Annotated in this window: 16 protein-coding genes; 13 read left to right on the forward strand and 3 right to left on the reverse strand. The window is 55.2% G+C overall.

The window, feature by feature from the left end; all coding sequences use genetic code 11:
- Position 1: 1 nt before the first annotated feature.
- From rodA to lipB, 6 genes are all read left to right on the forward strand, one after another.
- A complete protein-coding gene (gene rodA / locus CPH17_RS01655; protein WP_096298023.1) occupies positions 2-1,159 on the forward strand; it encodes a rod shape-determining protein RodA in 1,158 nt (385 codons plus the stop codon).
- A 47-nt stretch (positions 1,160-1,206) separates the two neighbouring features.
- On the forward strand, positions 1,207-2,259 hold the full coding sequence (gene mltB, locus CPH17_RS01660) for a lytic murein transglycosylase B (RefSeq protein WP_096298025.1): 1,053 nt from the start codon (positions 1,207-1,209) through the stop codon (positions 2,257-2,259).
- The gene (locus CPH17_RS01665) at positions 2,259-3,209 is read left to right on the forward strand and encodes a septal ring lytic transglycosylase RlpA family protein (protein ID WP_096298027.1); all 951 of its coding nucleotides are present in this window, start codon (positions 2,259-2,261) and stop codon (positions 3,207-3,209) included. Before mltB ends, CPH17_RS01665 begins: the two co-directional genes overlap by 1 nt.
- Positions 3,210-3,276: 67 nt before the next feature.
- On the forward strand, positions 3,277-4,476 hold the full coding sequence (locus tag CPH17_RS01670) for a D-alanyl-D-alanine carboxypeptidase family protein (RefSeq protein ID WP_074398479.1): 1,200 nt from the start codon (positions 3,277-3,279) through the stop codon (positions 4,474-4,476).
- 58 nt (positions 4,477-4,534) lie between these two features.
- The gene (locus CPH17_RS01675; protein ID WP_074396138.1) at positions 4,535-4,846 is read left to right on the forward strand and encodes an HP0495 family protein; all 312 of its coding nucleotides are present in this window, start codon (positions 4,535-4,537) and stop codon (positions 4,844-4,846) included.
- Positions 4,846-5,514: a lipoyl(octanoyl) transferase LipB gene (gene lipB / locus CPH17_RS01680; protein ID WP_074396139.1), complete on the forward strand. Its 669-nt coding sequence runs from the start codon at positions 4,846-4,848 to the stop codon at positions 5,512-5,514. Before CPH17_RS01675 ends, lipB begins: the two co-directional genes overlap by 1 nt.
- A gap of 21 nt (positions 5,515-5,535) precedes the next feature.
- On the opposite strand, the gene lipA is transcribed toward lipB, so the two are convergent.
- Complete coding sequence (gene lipA / locus CPH17_RS01685; RefSeq protein ID WP_074396140.1) at positions 5,536-6,591, reverse strand: lipoyl synthase; 1,056 nt, start codon at positions 6,589-6,591, stop codon at positions 5,536-5,538.
- Positions 6,592-7,036: 445 nt separating this feature from the next.
- Here lipA and CPH17_RS01690 point away from each other — a divergent pair, with 445 nt between their 5' ends.
- The 6 genes from CPH17_RS01690 (at position 7,037) to CPH17_RS01715 (ending at position 14,435) form a co-directional block, all read left to right on the forward strand.
- Entirely contained in the window at positions 7,037-9,334 is a 2,298-nt protein-coding gene (locus CPH17_RS01690) for a DUF3141 domain-containing protein (protein ID WP_074398480.1), read from the forward strand.
- 291 nt (positions 9,335-9,625) lie between these two features.
- Positions 9,626-12,256, forward strand: coding sequence for a type I DNA topoisomerase (topA, locus tag CPH17_RS01695; protein ID WP_074396141.1), 2,631 nt, complete (start codon positions 9,626-9,628; stop codon positions 12,254-12,256).
- Entirely contained in the window at positions 12,253-12,714 is a 462-nt protein-coding gene (locus CPH17_RS01700; protein WP_096298029.1) for a DUF6586 family protein, read from the forward strand. Before topA ends, CPH17_RS01700 begins: the two co-directional genes overlap by 4 nt.
- A 55-nt stretch (positions 12,715-12,769) precedes the next feature.
- Complete coding sequence (locus CPH17_RS01705; RefSeq protein ID WP_074396143.1) at positions 12,770-13,234, forward strand: hypothetical protein; 465 nt, start codon at positions 12,770-12,772, stop codon at positions 13,232-13,234.
- 92 nt (positions 13,235-13,326) lie between these two features.
- Positions 13,327-13,959 carry a L,D-transpeptidase family protein gene (locus tag CPH17_RS01710; protein WP_074396144.1) on the forward strand — a complete coding sequence of 211 codons (633 nt, stop codon included), beginning with the start codon at positions 13,327-13,329 and terminating at the stop codon, positions 13,957-13,959.
- A gap of 212 nt (positions 13,960-14,171) precedes the next feature.
- Positions 14,172-14,435, forward strand: coding sequence for an Lpp/OprI family alanine-zipper lipoprotein (locus CPH17_RS01715; RefSeq protein WP_074396145.1), 264 nt, complete (start codon positions 14,172-14,174; stop codon positions 14,433-14,435).
- A gap of 113 nt (positions 14,436-14,548) precedes the next feature.
- Here the strand turns inward: CPH17_RS01715 and CPH17_RS01720 are convergent, their stop codons facing one another.
- Together CPH17_RS01720 and mfd are read right to left on the reverse strand one after the other, a co-directional pair.
- A complete protein-coding gene (locus CPH17_RS01720; RefSeq protein ID WP_096298031.1) occupies positions 14,549-15,757 on the reverse strand; it encodes a L,D-transpeptidase family protein in 1,209 nt (402 codons plus the stop codon).
- A 68-nt stretch (positions 15,758-15,825) separates the two neighbouring features.
- Positions 15,826-19,275: a transcription-repair coupling factor gene (gene mfd, locus CPH17_RS01725; RefSeq protein WP_096298033.1), complete on the reverse strand. Its 3,450-nt coding sequence runs from the start codon at positions 19,273-19,275 to the stop codon at positions 15,826-15,828.
- A gap of 199 nt (positions 19,276-19,474) precedes the next feature.
- Here mfd and CPH17_RS01730 point away from each other — a divergent pair, with 199 nt between their 5' ends.
- Positions 19,475-20,938, forward strand: a complete 1,464-nt coding sequence (locus CPH17_RS01730) for a glyceraldehyde-3-phosphate dehydrogenase (RefSeq protein ID WP_074396148.1) — start codon at positions 19,475-19,477, stop codon at positions 20,936-20,938.
- Positions 20,939-21,112: the final 174 nt, after the last annotated feature.

The following is a 21,112-nucleotide window of genomic DNA, read 5'->3' on the forward strand; positions in this document are numbered from 1 at the left end:
CATGCCATGGCAGGCAATAAGTCGTTCAATGCGCGGCCGCCCGGTGCGCCCTAGCGGTGGGATCCCCAAGCGCCAAAGTATATGGGAGCGTATTCACCTAGACCCTTGGCTGTTGGGTTTATTGCTGATCCTGATGGGCAGTGGTCTGTTGGTAATCTATAGCGCCTCAGGCCAGAACATGAATGTGGTTATTGCCCAAGCCATCCGCTTTGGCGTCGCCTTGATGGCGATGTTGGTGGTAGCCCAGTTTTCGCCGATTTTCTTCTTGCGCTGGGCGCCGGTGGCTTATGGGGTCGGCGTGCTAATGCTGTTCGCGGTAGAAATTGTTGGCGATATTGGCATGGGCGCACAGCGCTGGCTGGTGATCCCCGGCGTCATACGTTTTCAACCCTCGGAAATGATGAAGCTTGCCGTGCCAATGATGGTCGCAGCGTATCTTTATCGGTGTGAACTGCCCCCCAGATTGAGAGACATTGCGGTCTGCGCGCTGATTATTGGTCTACCAGTGGCGTTGATTGCCGCCCAGCCAGATTTGGGCACCTCGTTACTGGTGGCCAGTGCCGCGATCATTGTCGTTCTGTTAGCCGGCTTGTCGTGGTGGTTGATCGGCTTGGTCTGTGCGTTACTGGCGGCAGGTTTCCCCTTGTTGTGGATGAACCTGCACAACTATCAGCGTCAGCGTGTGTTGACCTTCCTTAACCCTGATACCGACCCGCTAGGGTCAGGCTGGAATATTATCCAGTCGACCACCGCGATTGGTAGCGGCGGGGTGTTCGGCAAGGGCTGGCTGCAGGGGACCCAGTCACAGCTCGAATTTTTACCCGAGCCCCACACTGACTTTATTGTGGCCGTGCTGGGCGAGGAATTAGGCCTTATCGGCTTGGTGGTATTTATCTTTCTGTATCTACTGATTGTCGGGCGAGGTCTCTGGTTGGCCAGCGAATCTCAAAATACCTTTGGCCGTTTAATCGCGGGCAGTATTATCCTGACGTTTTTTATCTATGTGTTTGTCAATGTCGGCATGGTGAGCGGTATTTTGCCGGTGGTTGGGGTTCCTTTGCCATTAGTCAGTTATGGCGGCACCTCAAGCGTGACCTTGCTGGTAGGCTTCGGTATTCTCATGTCGATCCACGCGCATCGTCGGCTTCTTCCACGCTAGCAGGGCGAGAGGCAAAGCAGAATGCATTCCACAGGAGCAGTGAGTGAATGAGTAAAGCCAGAAGGATGGCAAGTGTCGGCATTGTGAGCTTCGCGCTCGGCAGCATAGCGCTGCCCCTCTTGGCGGAGGACGCGACAGATTTTGACCCGCAGCACCATGAAGGCGCACGCTCGCTTGTGGAAAGCCTTGAGGAAGACGGGTTGCCAGGTGACTGGTTAACCCGCCAACTGCGCCATGCCAAGCTGCGCCAGTCGGTGTTAGATGCCATGGAGGGAGCGGCTGAACGTAACCTGGAATGGCATGAGTATCGAGATATTTTTATTACCCAACGGCGTATTGAAGAAGGCGTTGCGTTCCAGCAAACTCATGGTGATGCGCTAGCTAAAGCGGAAGACGTTTACGGCGTTCCCCGCAACATTATTACTGCGATTATTGGTGTCGAAACCTATTATGGACGACATCGTGGCCAACATCCGGTGCTGGATTCATTGGCAACACTGGCGTTTGAACACCCTTCGCGGGGCGATTTTTTCTACCGTGAGCTGGCGGCTTTTTTGCAGATTGCCTACGAGCAGCAGGTTGACCCTACAACGCTGATGGGTTCCTACGCCGGGGCAATGGGTTACCCACAGTTTATTCCGACAAGCTATCAGGCCTACGCCGTTGACTTCGACGATGACGGTCAGCGAGATTTGTGGAACAACCCGGTGGACGCAATTGGTAGCGTTGCCAACTATTTTGCGGAACACGGCTGGCAGGCAGGCGGTGATGTCTATTATCCCGCTGAAGGGCCTGATAAAGCGCCTGCTGATCTTTCCGTGAATCAAACAACACCACCCGATACGTCGTTGGGTACGCTGGAAGCGGCGGGTATAACAACCAGCATAGCGCTAGATGATAGTGCTGCAGTATCACCGCTAGTGCTGACCCGTAGTGATGGTCAATTGACGTATCGACTTGGCGATCACAATTTTTACGTGATTACCCGCTACAATCATAGCCATTTATATGCCATGGCCGTGACTGAGCTGGCCGAGGCCATTGAAGCTGAAATGACAGGTTCGCAAACGACGGGGAGTCAGGGCGAGGGTGATACATAATGGATCAAGTTAAGGGCTATCAGCGGTTAGCAGGCACGGCTGTCGTGCTGGCATTGTTAAGTGGCTGTGCCAGCCATGAGCCAAGCACGTCAGGCCCTGCGTCGGAAAAACGCTCGAGCACCACTTCCGAGCCACCTGCCGACCGTGAGACCTCAGGTGGCCGATATGCTATGAGTGGTGATGCCTATCCGCTTGAACCACCGGATGTCTCCGAAGTGCCCGATGCCGAGCCCCGCAATGAACCGCGTTCAACAGCGGGTAACCGTTCAACCTACGAAGTGTGGGGCAAGACCTATCAGGTTTTGTCTGATGCCAAGGGATACAGCAAGCGTGGTCGCGCTTCCTGGTACGGCGAAAAATTCCATGGCTACGCCACCTCAAATGGCGAAATTTACGACATGTATAAAATGTCGGCGGCACACCGATCATTACCGCTGCCGTCTTTTGTTCGAGTTACCAGCGAAGAAACCGGAGAGTCGGTGATCGTGCGGGTGAATGACCGTGGCCCTTTCCATAGTGATCGTGAAATTGACCTTTCTTACGCGGCGGCGTCCAAGCTGGATATCTTGGACGAAGGTACTGGCGCGGTGAAGGTCGAGGCGATTGACCCAGAGCAATGGCAGGCGGAGCGCTCAGGTAACTCATCAACGCAAGCAACTGCTTCAAGCGATGTTTCCGAAGAACCGCCGGCTCCGCCATCGAGTGAACCGGCTGAAGAGAAAACGCCCAGTGACGATGCGCTTTACCTGCAGATAGCCGCGTTAGGCAATCCTCAGACAGCTCAGCAAATGCAGGCGCAACTGAGCGATAGGTTACCCCACGATGTGCGTGTAAAAGAAGACGATGACGTTTTCCGGGTGCAGGTAGGTCCGGTTGCTGCTGACCAAGAAAGTGACGCTCGCAAAGCGTTACAAGATGCGGGCTTTACCGACGTATTTATCGTGCGATAATTGCGCACCATTATTATCCAGGCGCGTGCCGTTGGCCGCGTTTTTTCAAGTCAATGAGAATGTCATCATGAATGTGTTTCACGCTTTGTTTTCTTCCGCGCGGCTATGTGTATTAGCCGCCGCGATTGTGGTTACCCCGTCTGTCAGCGCTCAAGATGTGCCAGAGCCTCAAACGATTATTCCAGCACCGCCGCAACTGGCTGCCAGTTCGTGGATACTGATGGATGCGGATAGTGGCGAAATCCTGGCGGAGAAGAATTCTGATGAGCGTCTGCCGCCCGCTAGTTTGACCAAATTAATGACCGCCTACCTGGTTGAGCGTGAGCTAGATCGGGGCAGCATTAACCTTGAGGACCAAGTGAGCATCAGTGAAAATGCGTGGCGCACTGGCGGTTCCAAGATGTTTGTTGAAGTCGGCGAACAAGTCGCCGTTGAAGATCTGTTGCATGGCATTGTGATTGTTTCCGGTAACGACGCCAGCGTCGCCATGGCCGAGCATCTGGCCGGCGGCGAAGCCCCGTTTGCTGATTTGATGAATCAGCATGCTTCGCGGTTGGGCATGAAGAACTCTAACTTTGAAAACCCTACCGGACTGCCGGGGGAAAACCACTATTCATCCGCCCATGATATGGCGTTGCTGACCCAGCATATCGTCAACGATTACCCAGAGCATTACGCAATTTATTCACAGCGCAACTTTACTTATGGCGGTATTGAGCAACCTAACCGTAACCGTCTGCTATGGCGTGACCCTTCCGTTGACGGTTTAAAAACCGGCTGGACCTCCGAGGCGGGGTATGGGTTGGTTTCATCCGCCAAACGTGACGATATGCGTCTGATTTCTGTGGTCATGGGAACGGAGTCTGAAGAGGCCCGTGCTCAGGAAACCCAAAAACTGCTTAGCTACGGTTTCCGTTTTTTTGAAACCATGAACCTCTATGAGCGTGGAGCTGTGCTGGCTAAACCACGTATATGGGGCGGTGATATAAACGAAGTTCGCGTAGGGGTTGATGAGGACGTGACCATGACGTTGCCCCGTAACCGTAACGACGAACTGCGCGCGCGCCTAAATCTCAACTCTGAACTCCAGGCACCGCTCGCCGTAGGTGATGAAGTGGGAACGCTAGAGATTCATATGGGCGACGACGTTGTCGGTGAAAGGCAGCTAGTGGCGCTGGAAGACGTTGAGGAAGGCGGCTTTTTCAAGCAATTGCTTGATCAGGTACGTCGCTTTTTCTCCAACCTAATCAGCAATTTTACTGACTAGTAGCGAGCCGCCCCGTATGCGTGGGCGGGACATTATTTGCTAAATCATTGGGTTTGTTATGTCAAAAGGTGGACAAAAAAGCTTCCGTGATATGCGCCAGCCAGCGCCTCAAGCATCGCCGACAATCAGCTTTCCGTGCCAATATCCGCTAAAAGTGGTGGGCGATGCGACAGAAGATTTTCCGGCGCGGGTTTGTCAGGTGATTGTCCGCCATGCGCCGGACTTTGATGAAACGACCATGCACGTCGTCGATAGCCGCAACGGTCGTTTTCAGTCGGTGCGGGTCACCATCACGGCAACCGGTGAGCAGCAGTTGAGCCAATTATTCGACGAGCTTAAAGCCACTGGCCTTGTGCATATGGTGGTGTAATGGCCATGCCGCCCATCGAGCTACATGTGCTTGGGCGCAAGCCTTATCTGCCAGTTTGGCAAGCCATGCGCTCGTTGACCGATAACCGAGACGCACAAACGGCTGACCAGTTTTGGCTGGTAGAGCACGACCCGGTTTTCACCCAAGGTCAGGCCGGTAAGCCTGAGCATGTATTAATGCCGGGCGACATTCCTGTTGTGCAAACCGACCGAGGCGGGCAGGTGACCTACCATGGCCCAGGGCAGGTGGTGCTGTATCCGCTGCTTGATGTGCGCCGTGGCCAATTAGGTGTACGCACGCTGGTGACCGCATTGGAAAATGCCGTGATTAGCGTGCTGGCCGCTTATGGCGTGCCGGCGAGGGCGCGGCCCGATGCGCCAGGCGTGTATGTGGCGGGCGATGCGGGGGAGGCCAAGATTGCTTCTCTAGGGCTGCGTATTCGTCGCGGGGCAAGCTTTCACGGTGTTGCACTAAACGTGGACGGTGATCTGACGCCTTTCTCGTACATTAACCCCTGCGGCTATGCGGGTATGCCGATGACCCGCTTAGCCGATTGGGTGACGTTACCCAGCGATCATCGGGTAGGCGAGCAATTGGCCAAGGCACTGGCGAAGCAGCTAGATCGTTCTCTGGTGGCGGGCGCTGAGCCGCCAACACTAACCGAGTAGCGGTGGCGGCAAGCGGATTGCTTAACCGACGTTAAGTGCCGGAATTAGGTTGGGGTCTGGCGCTTCTTGTCCGGGTACCTTTGCTGGTGAGGCCAACCCAAGGTTGTTCTTTTCAAACACGCGGTCGGCACGGTAGCTTGAGCGAACAAGCGGTCCCGACGGCACTTCCATAAAGCCTTTCTCAAGTCCGATTTCGCGATAACGATCAAATTCTTCGGGGGTGACCCAGCGCTCCACCGGCAGGTGGTTTTTGGTTGGGCGTAGATATTGCCCCAACGTGACGATATCGACGCCTATCTCGCGAAGATCATCGAACGTCTGAAGTATCTCTTCGTCGGTTTCGCCCAGGCCAAGCATTAGGCTGGTTTTGGTAATCACGTCGGGACGATACCGTTTTGCGTGAGCCAGGACATCCAGCGTCTTACGGTAACCAGCCCGCGGATCACGCACGCGACTGGTCAGGCGTTCAACTGTTTCAACGTTTTGCGCAAAAACTTCTAGCCCCGAGTCGGCGACTTGTTCAATGGCCGCAGGAACCCCGTCGAAATCCGGCGTTAAAGCTTCAACAACTACTTCTGGGGTGCGCGCTTTAATGGCGCGGATACAGTTGGCGTAGTGGCTGGCACCACCGTCGTCCAAGTCATCGCGGTCAACCGAGGTGAGTACGATGTAGCGCAAACCCATCAACTCGACAGATTTTGCCGTGTTGTCAGGCTCTTCAGCGTCGAGCCAGCCTTGCGGGTTGCCTGTATCAACGGCACAAAACCGGCAGGCGCGTGTGCACACCGACCCCATTAGCATGATCGTTGCAGTGCCGTTGCTCCAACACTCGCCCATGTTAGGGCAATGGGATTCAGCGCATACGGTACTTAGCCGATGGGTGGCGACGTTCTTTTTCACTGCCTCAAAGCGCTCGCCGCCCGGGATCTGAGCGCGCAGCCACTTGGGCTTACGATCTAAAGAAGGGGCATCAATCTCAACTTTACGCTGCTTCATGCCATCTTTAATCACCGTCATACCGTGTTCATTGCGGAATTTTTCACCGCTGGGGACACGTGGCGAGGTGTTATTGCTCATAGCGAGAGAGCCTCTCTACTGGGCGGCAAGCAATGTCATGCGGCGAGGTAAGCCATGTTCGACTGCGTGCCGATTGATACGTAGGTAGTAGGGCATAATGTAACATACCTTGCCTTTTGCACGACACCGCTGGCTAGACGTTGCTATGGGTATGCAGGCTACGTCGTGGCAGTGTAGTGGCCGATAATGCACTGGCTTTCAAACCCTGGGTAATAGGTTATACCAATGAGTCGTCGGTAGGCATCGACCTTTCGCGGTGATTGTCCTAAACTATATTGCATTGCAGCATCATTGCTTTCGGGTTCGATGCTTCCGCATTAACCCAATGGGAGACTCTATGAACTTCTTCGCTAACCCTCTAATGCCAACTCAAGCTCGCCCATCAGCCAGCCAAGAGAAAGCGACGGCATCTGTTACTGATGCGACGGCATCTGTTACTGATGCGATGGCGTCGCTGTTTGACCCTTTCGGGTTTGGGCGTGCCGCCTTTGACTACTGGCGAGACAGCGTTGAACGTAGCGTGCTTTACATTGATGTGATGCGCGAGCGTGGCAATCAATACCTGGAGCACATGGAGCAAACCAAGCCCAACGTGCTGGGCTTTGACACCGAAGTATTGGTGGATGGGCGCACCTTGCCGCAGCCCACCAATTACGAGTTATTACGTGTGCTGCCACCCAAGGGTATCGAGATTGACCCTCTGAAACGCCCCTTTGTGGTGGTTGATCCGCGTGCTGGGCATGGGCCAGGTATCGGCGGCTTTAAGCCCGACAGCGAGCTCGGCGTGGCATTAAAAGCAGGGCACCCCTGCTATTTTATCGGCTTCTTGCCGTTTCCCGAGCCTGGCCAGACGGTAGAGGACGTGGTCGAGTCTGAGGTAGCGTTTCTCCGTCACGTGATTGAGCGTCACCCTGAAACCACTGAAAAGCCCATGGTGGTTGGCAATTGCCAGGCTGGCTGGCAGATCATGATGGCCGCTGCCCTCGAGCCTGACGTTTTCGGCCCGATTCTGATCGCCGGCGCGCCGCTCTCGTATTGGGCAGGCGAGCATGGCAAGGCGCCGATGCGCTATACCGGCGGAATGACTGGCGGCAGCTGGATAACCGCAATGACCAGCGATCTGGGGAATGGCCTGTTCGATGGTGCCTGGCTGGTGCAGAATTTTGAACGTCTCAATCCGGCGAATACCTACTGGAAAAAGCAGTACCATCTGTTTGCCAACGTGGATACCGAGTCAAACCGCTATCTCGAGTTCGAGCGCTGGTGGGGCGGCCATGTGGTGCTGGGTGGCGAAGAGATCCAGTACATCGTCGATAACCTGTTTGTCGGCAATCGCTTGTCGACTGCGCAACTGGTAACCCGCGACGGTCGCCGGATCGATCTACGCAACGTGCGCTCGCCGGTCGTGGTGTTCTGTTCGCGCGGCGACGATATTACTCCGCCGCCCCAGGCGCTGGGCTGGATTCGTGATCTCTACGAAGACGAAAGCGATATCATCGCCAACGAGCAGACCATCGTTTACTGTCAGCATGATACCACCGGTCACCTGGGTATCTTCGTGTCGAGCAGCGTGTCGCGCAAGGAACATACCGAGTTCACGGCTAACATGGATTATATCGATGTGATGCCGCCGGGGCTCTACGAAACCACGATCACCCATGCTGATGATCACGACGAAGGCGAGCTGATCGAGCGCGACTACCTGCTCGAGTTTGCCCCGCGCGATTTCGACGAGCTGGACCGCGAGGTCATGCACAAGCCGGAGGACGACCGCCGGTTTGCCACGGTGGCGCGGATTTCTGAAATCAATCTTGGCCTTTACCGTTTGTACATGCAGCCCTGGTTGCAGGCGGTCATGACGCCGGAAGCCGCCCGCTGGATTCGTCGCATGCATCCCATTCGGCTGGGCTACAAGCTGCTTTCGGATCGTAACCCCCTGACCGTGCCGTTGCCGGTAATGGCCGAACAGGTGCGTCAGTCGCGTCACCCGGTGGGTGAAGACAACCTGTTCAAGGCGGTGGAAACCATGGCGTCGGATCAGATCGTCACCGGGCTCAACGCTTTTCGCGATGCGCGGGATAGCGCCACCGAACGGTTGTTCATGGATATCTACGGCCAACCCCTCCTGCAAGCGGCTGTCGGTCTCTACGGCGACGCGCATGTGCACCGCCGCCGTCCCGGCGCCGAGCCCGAGCACCGTCGCTTTATAGAGCAGCGCCAGGACGAACTGCGCGCCAAGATTGCCAAGGGTGGCTCTCACGAAGCCGTCATGCGCGCCCTGATCTATATTCTGGGTGGGGCGCCGGCCACCGACGAGCGCAATTTCAAGCGGCTACGCGCATCACGGGCGGCTCTTGAGCCCAACGCCAAGCTGTGCGACTTCAAGCAGTTGGTGCGTGAACAGTTCTTTATCCTGAAGCTGGACCGCGAGCAGGCGCTCAATGCCTTGCCGGCCCTGTTGAAGGGGCAAAGCAACGACGAGATCGACGCGCATATGTCGCATCTGGAAGATGTGCTGTCGGCGAGCGGTGAGCTGTCTGAGCATGTCGCATCACGCCTGTCCCAGGTCAGCGAGCTGTTCGACCAGGCCCGCCCGCCTGTCCAGAAGCAGGTGGCGTCAACTCCGCAAGCCCCGCAGCAGGCTGCCAAGGAAGTGGCTAAGACGCCTGCGGCCAAGCCGGCGACGGCGAGTGCCAAAAAAGCCACGCCAACGAAACGCAAGACCCCGCCTAAAGACGAGTAATGACGTTGAATGCGCGCTGCGCCCCTGCCCATTGGCAGGGGCGTTTGCGTTTAAAGCTCAGGATTTTTGGGTTGCCGTTGCGCTAACGGCAGTCTAGTGTCTAGCTACGCTTTGATTGAAAAGGGCGATGCTCGTCACCATCAACACGACTGTATCCTCGTGCTCACCACTGGCGCTTCGCAATGGGCTGGGGTAGGGTAGGCGCATTTTTCCGACCGCGCGGCCTCTGAGGGCTGTGGCGGCAACGTTTTCATCGCACCGTCTGCGTGTGCACTAAGAAAGTGGAGCACTATGGGCAAGTCACTGGTCATCGTCGAGTCGCCAGCTAAAGCGAAGACGATCAATAAATACCTCGGCAACGATTTCATCGTAAAGTCGAGCGTGGGTCATATCCGTGACCTGCCGACCAGCGGCTCGGGCAAGGCGGCCTCTGACCCTAAAGAGCGCGCGCGCCAAGCCGCGGCAACTCGCAAAATGTCGGCGGAAGATAAGGCCGAATACAAAAAGCGCAAGGCCCAGGATCAGCTGATACGGCGTATGGGTATCGACCCGAATAACGGCTGGGAAGCGCACTATGAAGTGTTGCCAGGTAAGGAAAAAGTCGTTGCTGAACTCAAGAAACTAGCCGAAAAGGCCGACGCCGTTTATCTGGCGACGGATTTGGACCGCGAGGGTGAGGCGATTGCCTGGCACTTGCGCGAAACGATTGGCGGTGATGATAGTCGCTACAAGCGGGTGGTGTTCAACGAGATTACCAAAAACGCCATCCAGGATGCTTTCAAAGCCCCGGGCGCGCTAAATATTCCGCGCGTTGAAGCCCAGCAGGCCAGACGGTTTCTCGACCGTGTGGTGGGTTTTATGCTATCGCCGCTGCTGTGGGCTAAAATCGCCCGTGGGCTTTCGGCAGGCCGTGTGCAGTCCGTTGCTGTTCGCTTGATCGTCGAGCGCGAGCGCGAAATACGCGCCTTTATCCCCGAAGAGTTTTGGGATGTTCATGCGGACCTCGCCTCGCCGGAAGGCGAGCAGGTACGCTTTGCGCTGGTACGCCAGGACGGCAAGGCCTTTCGCCCAACGTCTGAAAAAGACACCCTGGCGCGCATTGAACAGCTCAAAAAAGCCAAGCTGTCGATCACCTCGCGGGAAGATAAGCCCACCAGCTCCAAGCCCACGGCGCCTTTTATCACTTCTACGCTTCAGCAAGCGGCGAGCGGGCGGTTAGGTTTCTCAGTTAAAAAGACCATGACAATGGCCCAGCGGCTCTATGAGGCGGGCTACATCACCTATATGCGTACTGATTCCACCAATCTTTCCAAAGATGCGGTGGAAAGCGTGCGTACCTTTATCGGTGAAGAATATGGGCCACGTTATTTGCCCGAGGACGCCAATCGCTACAGCAGCAAAGAAAGCGCCCAGGAGGCGCACGAAGCGATTCGTCCTTCCAGCGTTGATCGCCTGGCGACCGACTTGGCGGGTATGGAGCGCGACGCCGAGCGGCTGTACGAGCTTATTTGGCGGCAGTTTGTGGCGTGCCAGATGACGCCTGCGGAATACCTATCCAGTACGCTGAGCGTTGAGGTAGACGGCTACGAGCTACGCGCTAAAGGTCGTGTGCTGAAGTTCGACGGTTATACGCGGGTAATGAAACCCAGTGGTAAAAACGAAGACCAGCGTCTGCCTGACCTGCCGACCGGTACACCAATGGCACTTGATGCGCTTGATCCTCAGCAGCATTTCACCAAGCCGCCGGCTCGCTACACTGAGGCGAGCTTGGTTAAAGAGCTTGAAAAGCAGGGCATTGGGCGTCCATCGACTTACGCTTCGATTATTTCGACGATTCAAGATCGCGGCTATGTTCAGCTCCAAAATCGTCGCTTTTACGCCGAAAAGCTTGGCGATATTGTGACAGAGCGCCTGAAGGAATCCTTCCCTGATTTGATGGATTTCTCGTTTACCGCCCGTATGGAAGACAGTCTTGACGAAGTAGCCGAAGGGGAGCGTAACTGGCAGGCGTTGCTGGATGCCTTTTATGAAGAGTTTCGTGAGGAACTGGCCCAGGCCGAAAGCGAAGACGGCATGCGCCCCAATCAGCCAGTACCCACCGATATTGACTGCCCGAGTTGCGGTCGAAAAATGCAGATACGAACGGCTTCGACGGGCGTTTTCCTCGGTTGCAGCGGATATAATCTGCCGCCCAAGGAACGCTGCAAAACCACCATTGATCTAATTCCTGGCGAAGAAGCCGTAGCCGCCGATGCTGATGAAGAGGCGGAAACTAACGCTCTGCGTGCCAAGCGTCGTTGCCCGATTTGCAGCACGGCGATGGATAATTATTTGATCGATGAAACCCGCAAACTGCATATCTGTGGTAATAGCCCGGATTGCGAAGGGTACGAGGTCGAAACCGGCAAATTTAAGATCAAGGGCTACGATGGTCCGCTTATTGAATGCGATAAGTGTGGCGCGGATATGCAGTTGAAATCGGGCCGCTTTGGTAAATATTTCGGGTGTACTAACAGCGAATGTAAAAACACCCGGAAGCTGTTGAGAAGTGGCGAAGTGGCACCGCCTAAGATGGATCCTATTCCGATGCCTGAACTTGCCTGTCAAAAAGTCGACGACCATTATGTGCTTCGTGACGGCGCAAGTGGGCTGTTTTTGGCCGCCAGCAAGTTTCCTAAAAATCGCGAAACGCGTCCGCCACTGGTCAAAGAGCTCAAAGCTCATGCCGACGAGCTGCCCGAAAAATATCACTTTATTCTCAACGCACCCAGCGAAGATCCAGACGGTCGCCCCACGCAGATTCGTTACTCGCGTAAGTTTAAAGAGCAGTATGTGATGACCGATGAGGACGGTAAGGCCACGGGCTGGAAAGCGACCTTTGAAGGTGGTAAATGGCACGTCGAGGATAAGCGCAAAAAATGAGTGATCGTTCGCGCACCAATCAACTGCTCTATCAAGCTGAGCTTTTGGCGTTGTCTTCGAGCGAAGAAGACGAGCATGCCATCGCGCGGGGCATGGCGCAGGAAGAAGGTGCGCTTGCCCTGTTTGAGTTGGCGCTTACATCGTTGCTGCGTGAAGTCACGGAGCATGCCCGTTTAACACAGCACGAATGGCGTTATCTGTTGTCCGACGAGGGGCCGGCGATGGCGGAGCTCCAGCGACTGCGTGATCTTGCTCACGATCAAGATAGCTGGCTGTGTTGGCTGGTGATGCAGCTCGACAAATTGCATAGCAGCGACGGGGCAGCCAAGCGTCGTGCTCCCCATCCGGGGATGATTGCGGTAGGTGATCAGGCCAGCTTTCGTGAGCAGCTTATAACCCATCTCAATGCGGCTAAGCGTGAAGTCGCCGCCCTTCGTGAAACCAGCCAGGAGTGGTAGAGGGCGGCTCAGTGGGTCGCATGGGTGAACGATGCGATGGAAAATGGGAGATTTAATGCGCTACAACCAAGTGAAAGATCTAATCGCCTGGGTAGAGGGTTACCATGGGCAGTTAGCTGATCAGTACCGTGCCAAGGCAGCCGCTGCTGAAAGCGAACGACTGCAGATGGTGCTCACCTACCTAGCAGATCATGAAACGCGTATGCAGGCAGGCTTGCGCGCTGTTTTCGATGAAGAACATGAAAAACGCGATGTGCTTGAGACGTGGTTTGACGACCCCAGCGATTTTCCTCAACCACCACAATTGGAACATTTAGCCGATAAGCCTCTGGGTAACTCAATCGACGCCGTGATGAAAACGGCCATCGAAGCGAATCGTAGCCTGGAAGCGCTTTATCGTCATCGTGCCAATCGGGCGGTAATTGAACCAGAAGCCGAATTTTTTAACGCCTTGGCGGAAGGGCACAATGCTGAGCTAAGGCGCATTGTGGCAAGCATTGAAGAGCTGCAAGGTGTCTAGCGCCTAGCCTATTGGTAATAACCTCTAGGTAAGGTATAAAGCTGCTGAAAGTGGCATCTCGTCATTATCCACGTCCTGTGTGAGAGTATTGAATGAAGCCGGTCACCCGCCGCCGTTTCCTAGCATTAGCCGTAAGCTGGCCTGTTGCCGCAAGTGCGGCTGCCAGCGTTACTTTGGCATCCGAAGTCTATCCCGATCTGGTTGCCGCGGAGCTTGAAAACGCCGCTGTGCCCCGCGAGCCTGGTGAGCTATGGGTGCTGGTCGATGATAAGGCAGTAACGCTATCAATTTACCGTGGCCACCAAGTGGTCGAGGAGTTCAGGCCTATATCATTAGGACGCGGGGGCGCGAGTACCCAGCGGGTGCGCGGAGATAAAGCTACGCCACTAGGCGAATTTCGCATCAATCGCTTCAACCACGATAGCAAATGGCATATTTTTATGGGGGTCAATTATCCGACGCCTACCCATGCGCGTATGGCGCTGCAAAATGGCATTTATTCTCAGGCAGATTATGATGCCTATTTCGATTATTATCGTCGCCACCGTGAGCCGCCGCAGGATACAGTACTGGGCGGTGCCATTGGTATTCATGGGCTTGGCGAAGCGGATCCAGATATTCATGGCCGTTATCATTGGACACAAGGCTGCGTAGCGGTAAGCAATTCGCAAATTGAGCGCCTGACTGAGTTAGTCGAGGTTGGCACTCGCGTAGTGATCCGCTAAGCTGGTGTTGTTGAAGGAAGTTCGAGGTTTTAAACTCGTGGCTATAGACAACCACTGTGGACTATAATAAAACAGTGTTTGACTTACGTGCTTCGCGGCACAAGTCACTGTTAAGAACCTGCACCGCAGGTAGACAAATCTAGGCTCACCTCGTAGGCTTACGTTTGTCATACCCCTAACGTTGTACCCAAGGAAGATTCAAGGAGAACATTATGACTTTTAAGACAACTCTGAAGATGTCTGCTGCCGCCGCTTCACTGGCCATTCTGGCTGGTTGTGCATCTACTGGTGCACTGGAAGAAGTCCGCATGACAGCTGAATCAGCACAAGCTGACGCCTCTGAAGCACGTAGCAATTCTTCACAAGCTCTGAACACTGCAAACCAAGCTCAGCGCGACGCGCAAGCTGCCCTGCAGATGTCTGAGCAGAACCGTGAAGAAATGGAGCGCATGTTCGAGCGTTCTATGCAGAAATAATATGATTTAGCGGTTGTGGGAGCTTGGCTCTTTGCAATCACTAGGCATGCAAAAAACCCCGCCTCGGCGGGGTTTTTTGTATTTAGTGGTTGTGGATGAAGATAAACAGAGGCTTACGCATCATCATCCTCGTCGCGTCGGTCAGTTAGTTCAATTCGTTCAAAAATACCCTGCTCTAGAAGATCGGTTTCTTCGTCCTCAGCGGCAGGCTCTTCTGGTTCGACGGGTGCTTGGGGGCCATACAGAGCCACAAAGCGGCCGTTGGGCGATTCTACGGCGCGCCGTACCTGGGCGTAGTCAACTGGGATGTTGTCATCTTCGGTAAGCTCGGAAACGCGTTTGATGGCTTCCAACAGCGGTTCAAAATTCTCAAGGTTCTCTTCAAGCTGCGGATACGACTGGACAAAGAGAGTGCCATCCGAGGCCCAGCCAGCTTTAAACGGCGCGTCAATCAAATTAACCTTCGTGCCGCTGGGGACGCGCTCATAAAGAGACTTGATATCTTCTGGGTACATGCGAATGCAGCCACGGCTGACCCGCATTCCAACGCCGTCCGGCCGATTAGTACCGTGGATCAAGTAGCTAGGAAGACCCAGCAGAATCGCATGTTCGCCCAGCGGGTTATCCGGACCAGGGGGCACTACCGAGGGTGCTGGATCACCACGTTCGGCTGCTTCCCGGCGCATAGACTCGGGCGGTGACCAGGCGGGATCTTTCACCTTAACGGTGGTCTTGGTTTCTCCTACTGGAGTCGCAAATTCCTCGCGACCTACGCTCACCGGGTATGTTTCAACAATGCCGGGCTTATCGGCGGGATAGTAGTAAAGCCTGAGCTCTGAAAGGTTAACCACAATACCTTCACGCTCGCCCGGTGGCAGAATGTACTGCGCTGGAATCACCACCTCGGTGCCTTCGCCGGGCACCCATAGGCTCACGTCAGGGTTCGCCATGCGGATTTCTTCAAAGCCGATATTATGGCGTCGTGCGACATCAACCAGGGTGTCTTCCTGGTCTTCGATAGTGACGGTATAACGCTCGCCGATCACATCACCTTCCTCGGGGAGATAAAAATGCCCGCGGGGAAGGTCATTCGGCGATTTCAGTGCGATTTGTTCAGCGGCTTGAATGGCGATGTCGCTCAGTTCAGGCGTATCTTGATTAGACTGCTCCTGCTCCTGCTCCTGCTCCTGCTCCTGCTCCTGCTCCTGCTCCTGCTCCTGCTCGTCTGCAGATTGAGCCATGACAGGAATAGATAAACTTGCCGCGAGCAGAACCGCTAAGCTGGTCGGTCCCCAGCGCAAAAAGGTATGACGAATGTTCATGGGTCTTCCTAATCAGTGAATACATCGCTAACGCAGGCGATGGCAACAGGTGCAGTTTGCCGCAACCGTTACGCTGCCGCCACTTTTTGGTTGAGCGTGGTTAACAGTGACTCAATACATTCAAATCGCTGATCGATTTTTTCCATGGGAAATTCAAAGCGTAATGTATCGGAGCCGTCCAAACGGTAGTGCTGGGGTGACGTTTGAATGAGCGTCACTAACGTATAGGGGTCTACCTGAGTGTGGGCATCAAAGATAATGCGTCCGCGCTGCTCACCCGCTTCCAGTCGTTTAATGCCAAGCTGCTCGGCGCGATGGCGAAGCCGCGTTTGGCGTATCAAGTGCTTTAGCGGTTCAGGTAGAAGCCCAAAGCGATCAATCAGTTCAACCTGTAGTTCTTTAAGTTCGGCGTCGCTTTGCGTATTGGCGATCCGCTTGTACATGACCAGCCGCTGTTGTACATCATGGATGTAGTCATCGGGAATTAACGCAGGCAGATTAAGGCTGATTTCAACGCCGCTATCAAAGGGCGCGTCGATATTCGGGGTTTTGCCCGCGCGTATGGCTTTCACTGCGCGGTCGAGCATTTCCATATAAAGGGTATAGCCGATGGTTTCCATTTGACCGCTTTGCTCGTCACCCAGCAGCTCGCCCGCACCACGAATTTCCATATCGTGACTCGCCAGCGTAAAGCCCGCACCCAAATCATCCGAGGCGCTGATCGCTTCCAGACGTTTCACGGCATCCCGGGTCATGGCCTTGGGAGTAGGAGTCAGCAAATAGGCATAGGCTTGGTGGTGGCTGCGGCCTACGCGCCCACGAAGCTGGTGCAGCTGGGCCAAGCCAAACTTATCGGCCCGCTCGATGATAATCGTATTGGCGCTGGGCACATCGATGCCCGTCTCAATAATGGTTGAGCAGACCAGGACGTTAAAGCGGCGATGGTAAAAGTCGGACATTACGCGCTCTAGACTGCGCTCGGGTAGCTGGCCGTGGGCGACCGCCACGCGTGCTTCCGGAACCAAGGAGCGAATGCGCTCGGCGGCATTCTCGATGGTCTTGACTTCGTTATGTAGAAAATAAACTTGGCCGCCGCGTAAAATCTCGCGCAACAGAGCTTCTTTAATAACGCCGTCCTGGTGCTGCTGGACAAAGGTTTTGACTGAGAGGCGTCGCGCCGGTGGCGTGGCGATGATCGATAGATCACGGATGCCGCTCATCGCCATGTTAAGGGTCCGCGGGATCGGTGTGGCCGTCAGCGTAAGGATGTCGACTTCAGCGCGTAAGGTTTTGAGTTTCTCTTTCTGAGAAACACCAAAGCGGTGTTCCTCATCGATAATCAATAAACCCATTTTAGGTAGTTCAACGCTGTTGGCGAGCAGCTTATGCGTGCCAATGACGATGTCGGTTTGGCCGTTTTTGATGCTTTCCAGCGTTTTGCTCATCTCTTTGCCATGCGTAAAGCGCGAGATAAGGCCGATATTGACCGCAGTGTCGGCAAAGCGGTCACGGAAGTTCTCGAAGTGCTGGCGGGCCAGCAGGGTGGTGGGTACGAGCACGACGACCTGCCGGCCCGACTGCACGGCCAGGAAGGCGGCGCGCATGGCGACTTCGGTCTTGCCGAAACCCACGTCGCCACAGACAACGCGGTCCATGGGTTGTGGCGAGGTCATGTCGCTAATCACAGCCTCAATAGCGGCTTGCTGATCGGGGGTTTCTTCAAATGGAAAGCTCCCTGCGAATCGCGCGTATTCATCGCTTGGCGCTTCGTAGACTACGCCCTCTTGGGCTTCGCGACGGGCATAGATATCGAGCAATTCCGCGGCGGTGTCGCGAATTTTCTCGGCGGCTTTTTTGCGCGCTTTTTCCCACTGGTCAGAGCCTAATCTATGCAGTGGAGCCAGCTCGTCGTCGGCGCCGCTGTAGCGTGAAATCAGGTGGAGGCTATCCACCGGCACGTAAAGCTTGGCGCCGTCGGCATATTCCAGCGCCAGAAACTCATTGGCCTGGCCGCCGGCCTCCAGCGCTTCAAGGCCAATGTAGCGGCCCACACCATGGGCTTGATGCACCACCGGGGAGCCGCGGCGCAATTCTGAAAGGTGGCGAACGGCAAACTCATTATCGTCGGTTGCCTTTTCCCGGCGCCGGCTTTGGCGTACCACATCGCCGAAAAGCTCCGTTTCACTGATCACCGCAAGCGATGGGTCGGTCAGCCAGAGACCACTGTCGATCAGCCCTTCAGTAATGGCGATGGGCTGGTCACCGGCGAGAAACGCTTGAAAGCCGTCGACATGCGGCAGTTTCAGCGAAAGCGGTGCTAACACTTCTTCCAGAGCTTCCCGCCGGCCGCGTGACTCAGCCACCAGTAGCACGCGGGAAGCGTCCTCGCGCTCAAGAAAGTCGGTCAGCTCGCCGAGCGGGCGTTTGGCGCGAGGATTAACCGCCACGGGGGGGAGGGCCTGGGCCTTGGGGGTTAGCGCATGGCGCTGCTCAAGGTCGTCGGTAAGCTCCACCCTCGGGCGCTGTTTGATCGCTGCGAACACGTCGCTGACGGGGAAAAAGGCGCGGTGCGGCGGCAATAGTGGCCGCGTGGGGTCAACGCCCAGGTTAGCGTAACGGCTTTCAATCGCCTGCCAGTGCTGTTCGGCCGCCTGATAGACCTCGGGCAGCAACGCGACCCGTGTATCTTGGGTCAAGTGGTCAAACAGTGACGCCGTTTGCTCGAAAAATAGCGGTAAATAATGTTCAAGCCCAGGTGAAGGAATGCCTTTGAGGGCATCGTTGTACAGCGGGCATTGGCGCGGGTCGACATCAAAAAGCGTCTCAAATTGTTCTCTAAAGCAAGCGATCGACGAGCGACTGAGCGAATATTCGTGGGCCGGCAGCAGCTCGATCCTGTCGAGCTTGTCGGTTGAGCGTTGGTTGCCAGGGTCAAAGTGGCGCAGGGTATCGATCTCATCATCGAACAAGTCGATCCGTATGGGCGCGTTCATCCCCATAGCAAACAAGTCAATCAATGCGCCGCGCATGGCATATTCGCCAGGTTCGTAAACGGTTTCCACCGCCCGGTAACCTGCCCTGGAAAGCGCTTCGCGAAACGGCTCGCGGTCGAGCTTGTCGCCGACGTTCAGCGTCAGGACGCGCCCGGCAATGTAATCAACCGGCGGCAAGCGCTGCATCAGTGTGTTGATGGGGACCAGTACAAGTCCTCGTACGCCGTCCTGCAATTGCCTCAACGTGCGCAGACGCGCTGAGACAATATCCTGGTGCGGCGAAAAACTGTCGTAGGGCAGCGTTTCCCAGTCGGGGAAGGGCAACACTGGCACATCGCTATAAAACGACAGGTCTTGCTCCAGGCGCTGGGCGCTTGCCGTGCTTGGGGTAATTACCAGCAGAGGGGCGTCGGCCGCAAGGCGAGCTAGGGCTAACGCCGACGCGCTACCGGGTGGCGATGTCCAATAAAGTGTATCGCGCGCCCTTTGGGGCTGGGGCGGAGCAAGTAGAGAAAACGTGGGCATAGTAAGCAAGTCGTTCTGCGCTGAAAACGGAACCTAGATCATACACGATCAACGCTTTTAGGCAGAACCGACCGGCTTGTAGTCAATAGGCCGTTTGTGTAATCCCCCTACATCGTCTGCGACTATCCAGGCATTGCGGCCCTTTACGTGGCTACGGATAATACCCTTGAAAATTATTCATTACTTAATGAGGCCGCACGTGAGTCAGCAAACGCTCGATAACGTTTTTCAAGAATGGCAAAGCAACGAAGCTCTGGCGGAGCAGATGATTCCTTTGATTGGCCGTCTGTATCGTCAGCACAATGTTGTGGCGACCATGTACGGGCGTTCGTTGATCAATCAGTCGGTCATTCGCATCCTCAAAGATCACCGGTTTGTGCGCAAAATCGAAGGTACCGAGCTATCGGTTGAAGATACCTATCCGATTGTCAAAACGCTGTGTGAGCTTAACCTTGGGCCTGCCCATGTGGATGTCGGTAAGCTTGCAGTGATGCTGAAACGCCAGGGTGGTGGCAACGTTGAGGCGTTCCTGCGCAAAGAGCTCCACCACATTGTTGATGGCTACCAGCCAGGCGCCAGTAAGGGTGAGCCAAAAGATGTAGTGCTATACGGGTTTGGCCGCATCGGTCGTTTGTTGGCGCGCGTATTGGTAGAAAAAGCCGGTGGCGGCAATCTGCTACAGCTGCGGGCAATTGTGGTGCGTGGGCGCGGTGATGTAGCGAAAGACCTGGAAAAGCGTGCCAGCCTACTGCGCCGCGATTCGGTTCACGGGCCTTTTGACGGCACCATCATCGTTGATGTTGAGGCGCGCACCCTGACGGTCAACGGCAATGTGGTTCAGGTGATTTACGCCGATAACCCCAGTGATATCGATTACACCGATTACGGCATCAATAATGCGGTTATCGTTGATAACACCGGCATTTGGCGCGATGAGGCGGGGCTGGGGCAACACGTCGCATGTCCGGGAGCTTCTAAAGCACTGCTGACCGCGCCGGGTAAAGGCGATATCAAGAACATCGTGTATGGCATCAATCATGAGTCGATTACCGAGCAGGATCGCATTGTATCGGCGGCGTCTTGCACCACGAATGCGATCGTACCTGTGCTCAAAGCGCTCAACGATGAGTACGGTGTCGTTACCGGCCACGTGGAAACCGTGCACGCCTATACCAATGACCAGAACCTGATCGACAACTACCATAAAGGCGATCGACGTGGCCGCAGTGCGGCGCTCAACATGGTGTTGACGGAAACTGGTGCCGCCAAAGCCGTGGCGAAAGCCCTGCCGGAGCTTGAAGGCAAGCTGACGGGCAATGCGATCCGTGTGCCCATTCCCAACGTGTCCATGGCGATCTTGAACCTGACGCTTGATAAAACCACCGATGCCGAGGCGTTAAATGACTACTTACGCCGGATGTCGATCGATTCAGCTTACCAAAAGCAAATCGACTTCGTGGACTCGCCTGAAGTCGTATCGTCTGATTTCGTGGGTAACCGACACGCCGGCATTGTGGATGCCAAAGCCACGATAGCCAACGGCCACCATGCGGTCGTATACGTTTGGTATGACAATGAATTTGGTTACAGCTGCCAAGTGATTCGTATTCTCCAGCAAATGTCGAACGTCAGCTTTTTGAAGCTACCTGCCCAAGTGAGTTAGTACGATAATTATGATTGATTATCATTAACTGATAAACGCCACCCAAGGGGGGCGTTTTTGTCGTTAGTTTCAATAAAAAATCTTGAAATGAGAGCGTCTATAGCACTTTTGGCGATACCAGTTGATGTGGTCATTAGGCTCGCTTGTCTTTATAATACGGTAGATTTTTCGGGG

It is taken from the genome of Halomonas sp. hl-4, from assembly GCF_900215475.1.
Classification (GTDB): domain Bacteria; phylum Pseudomonadota; class Gammaproteobacteria; order Pseudomonadales; family Halomonadaceae; genus Vreelandella.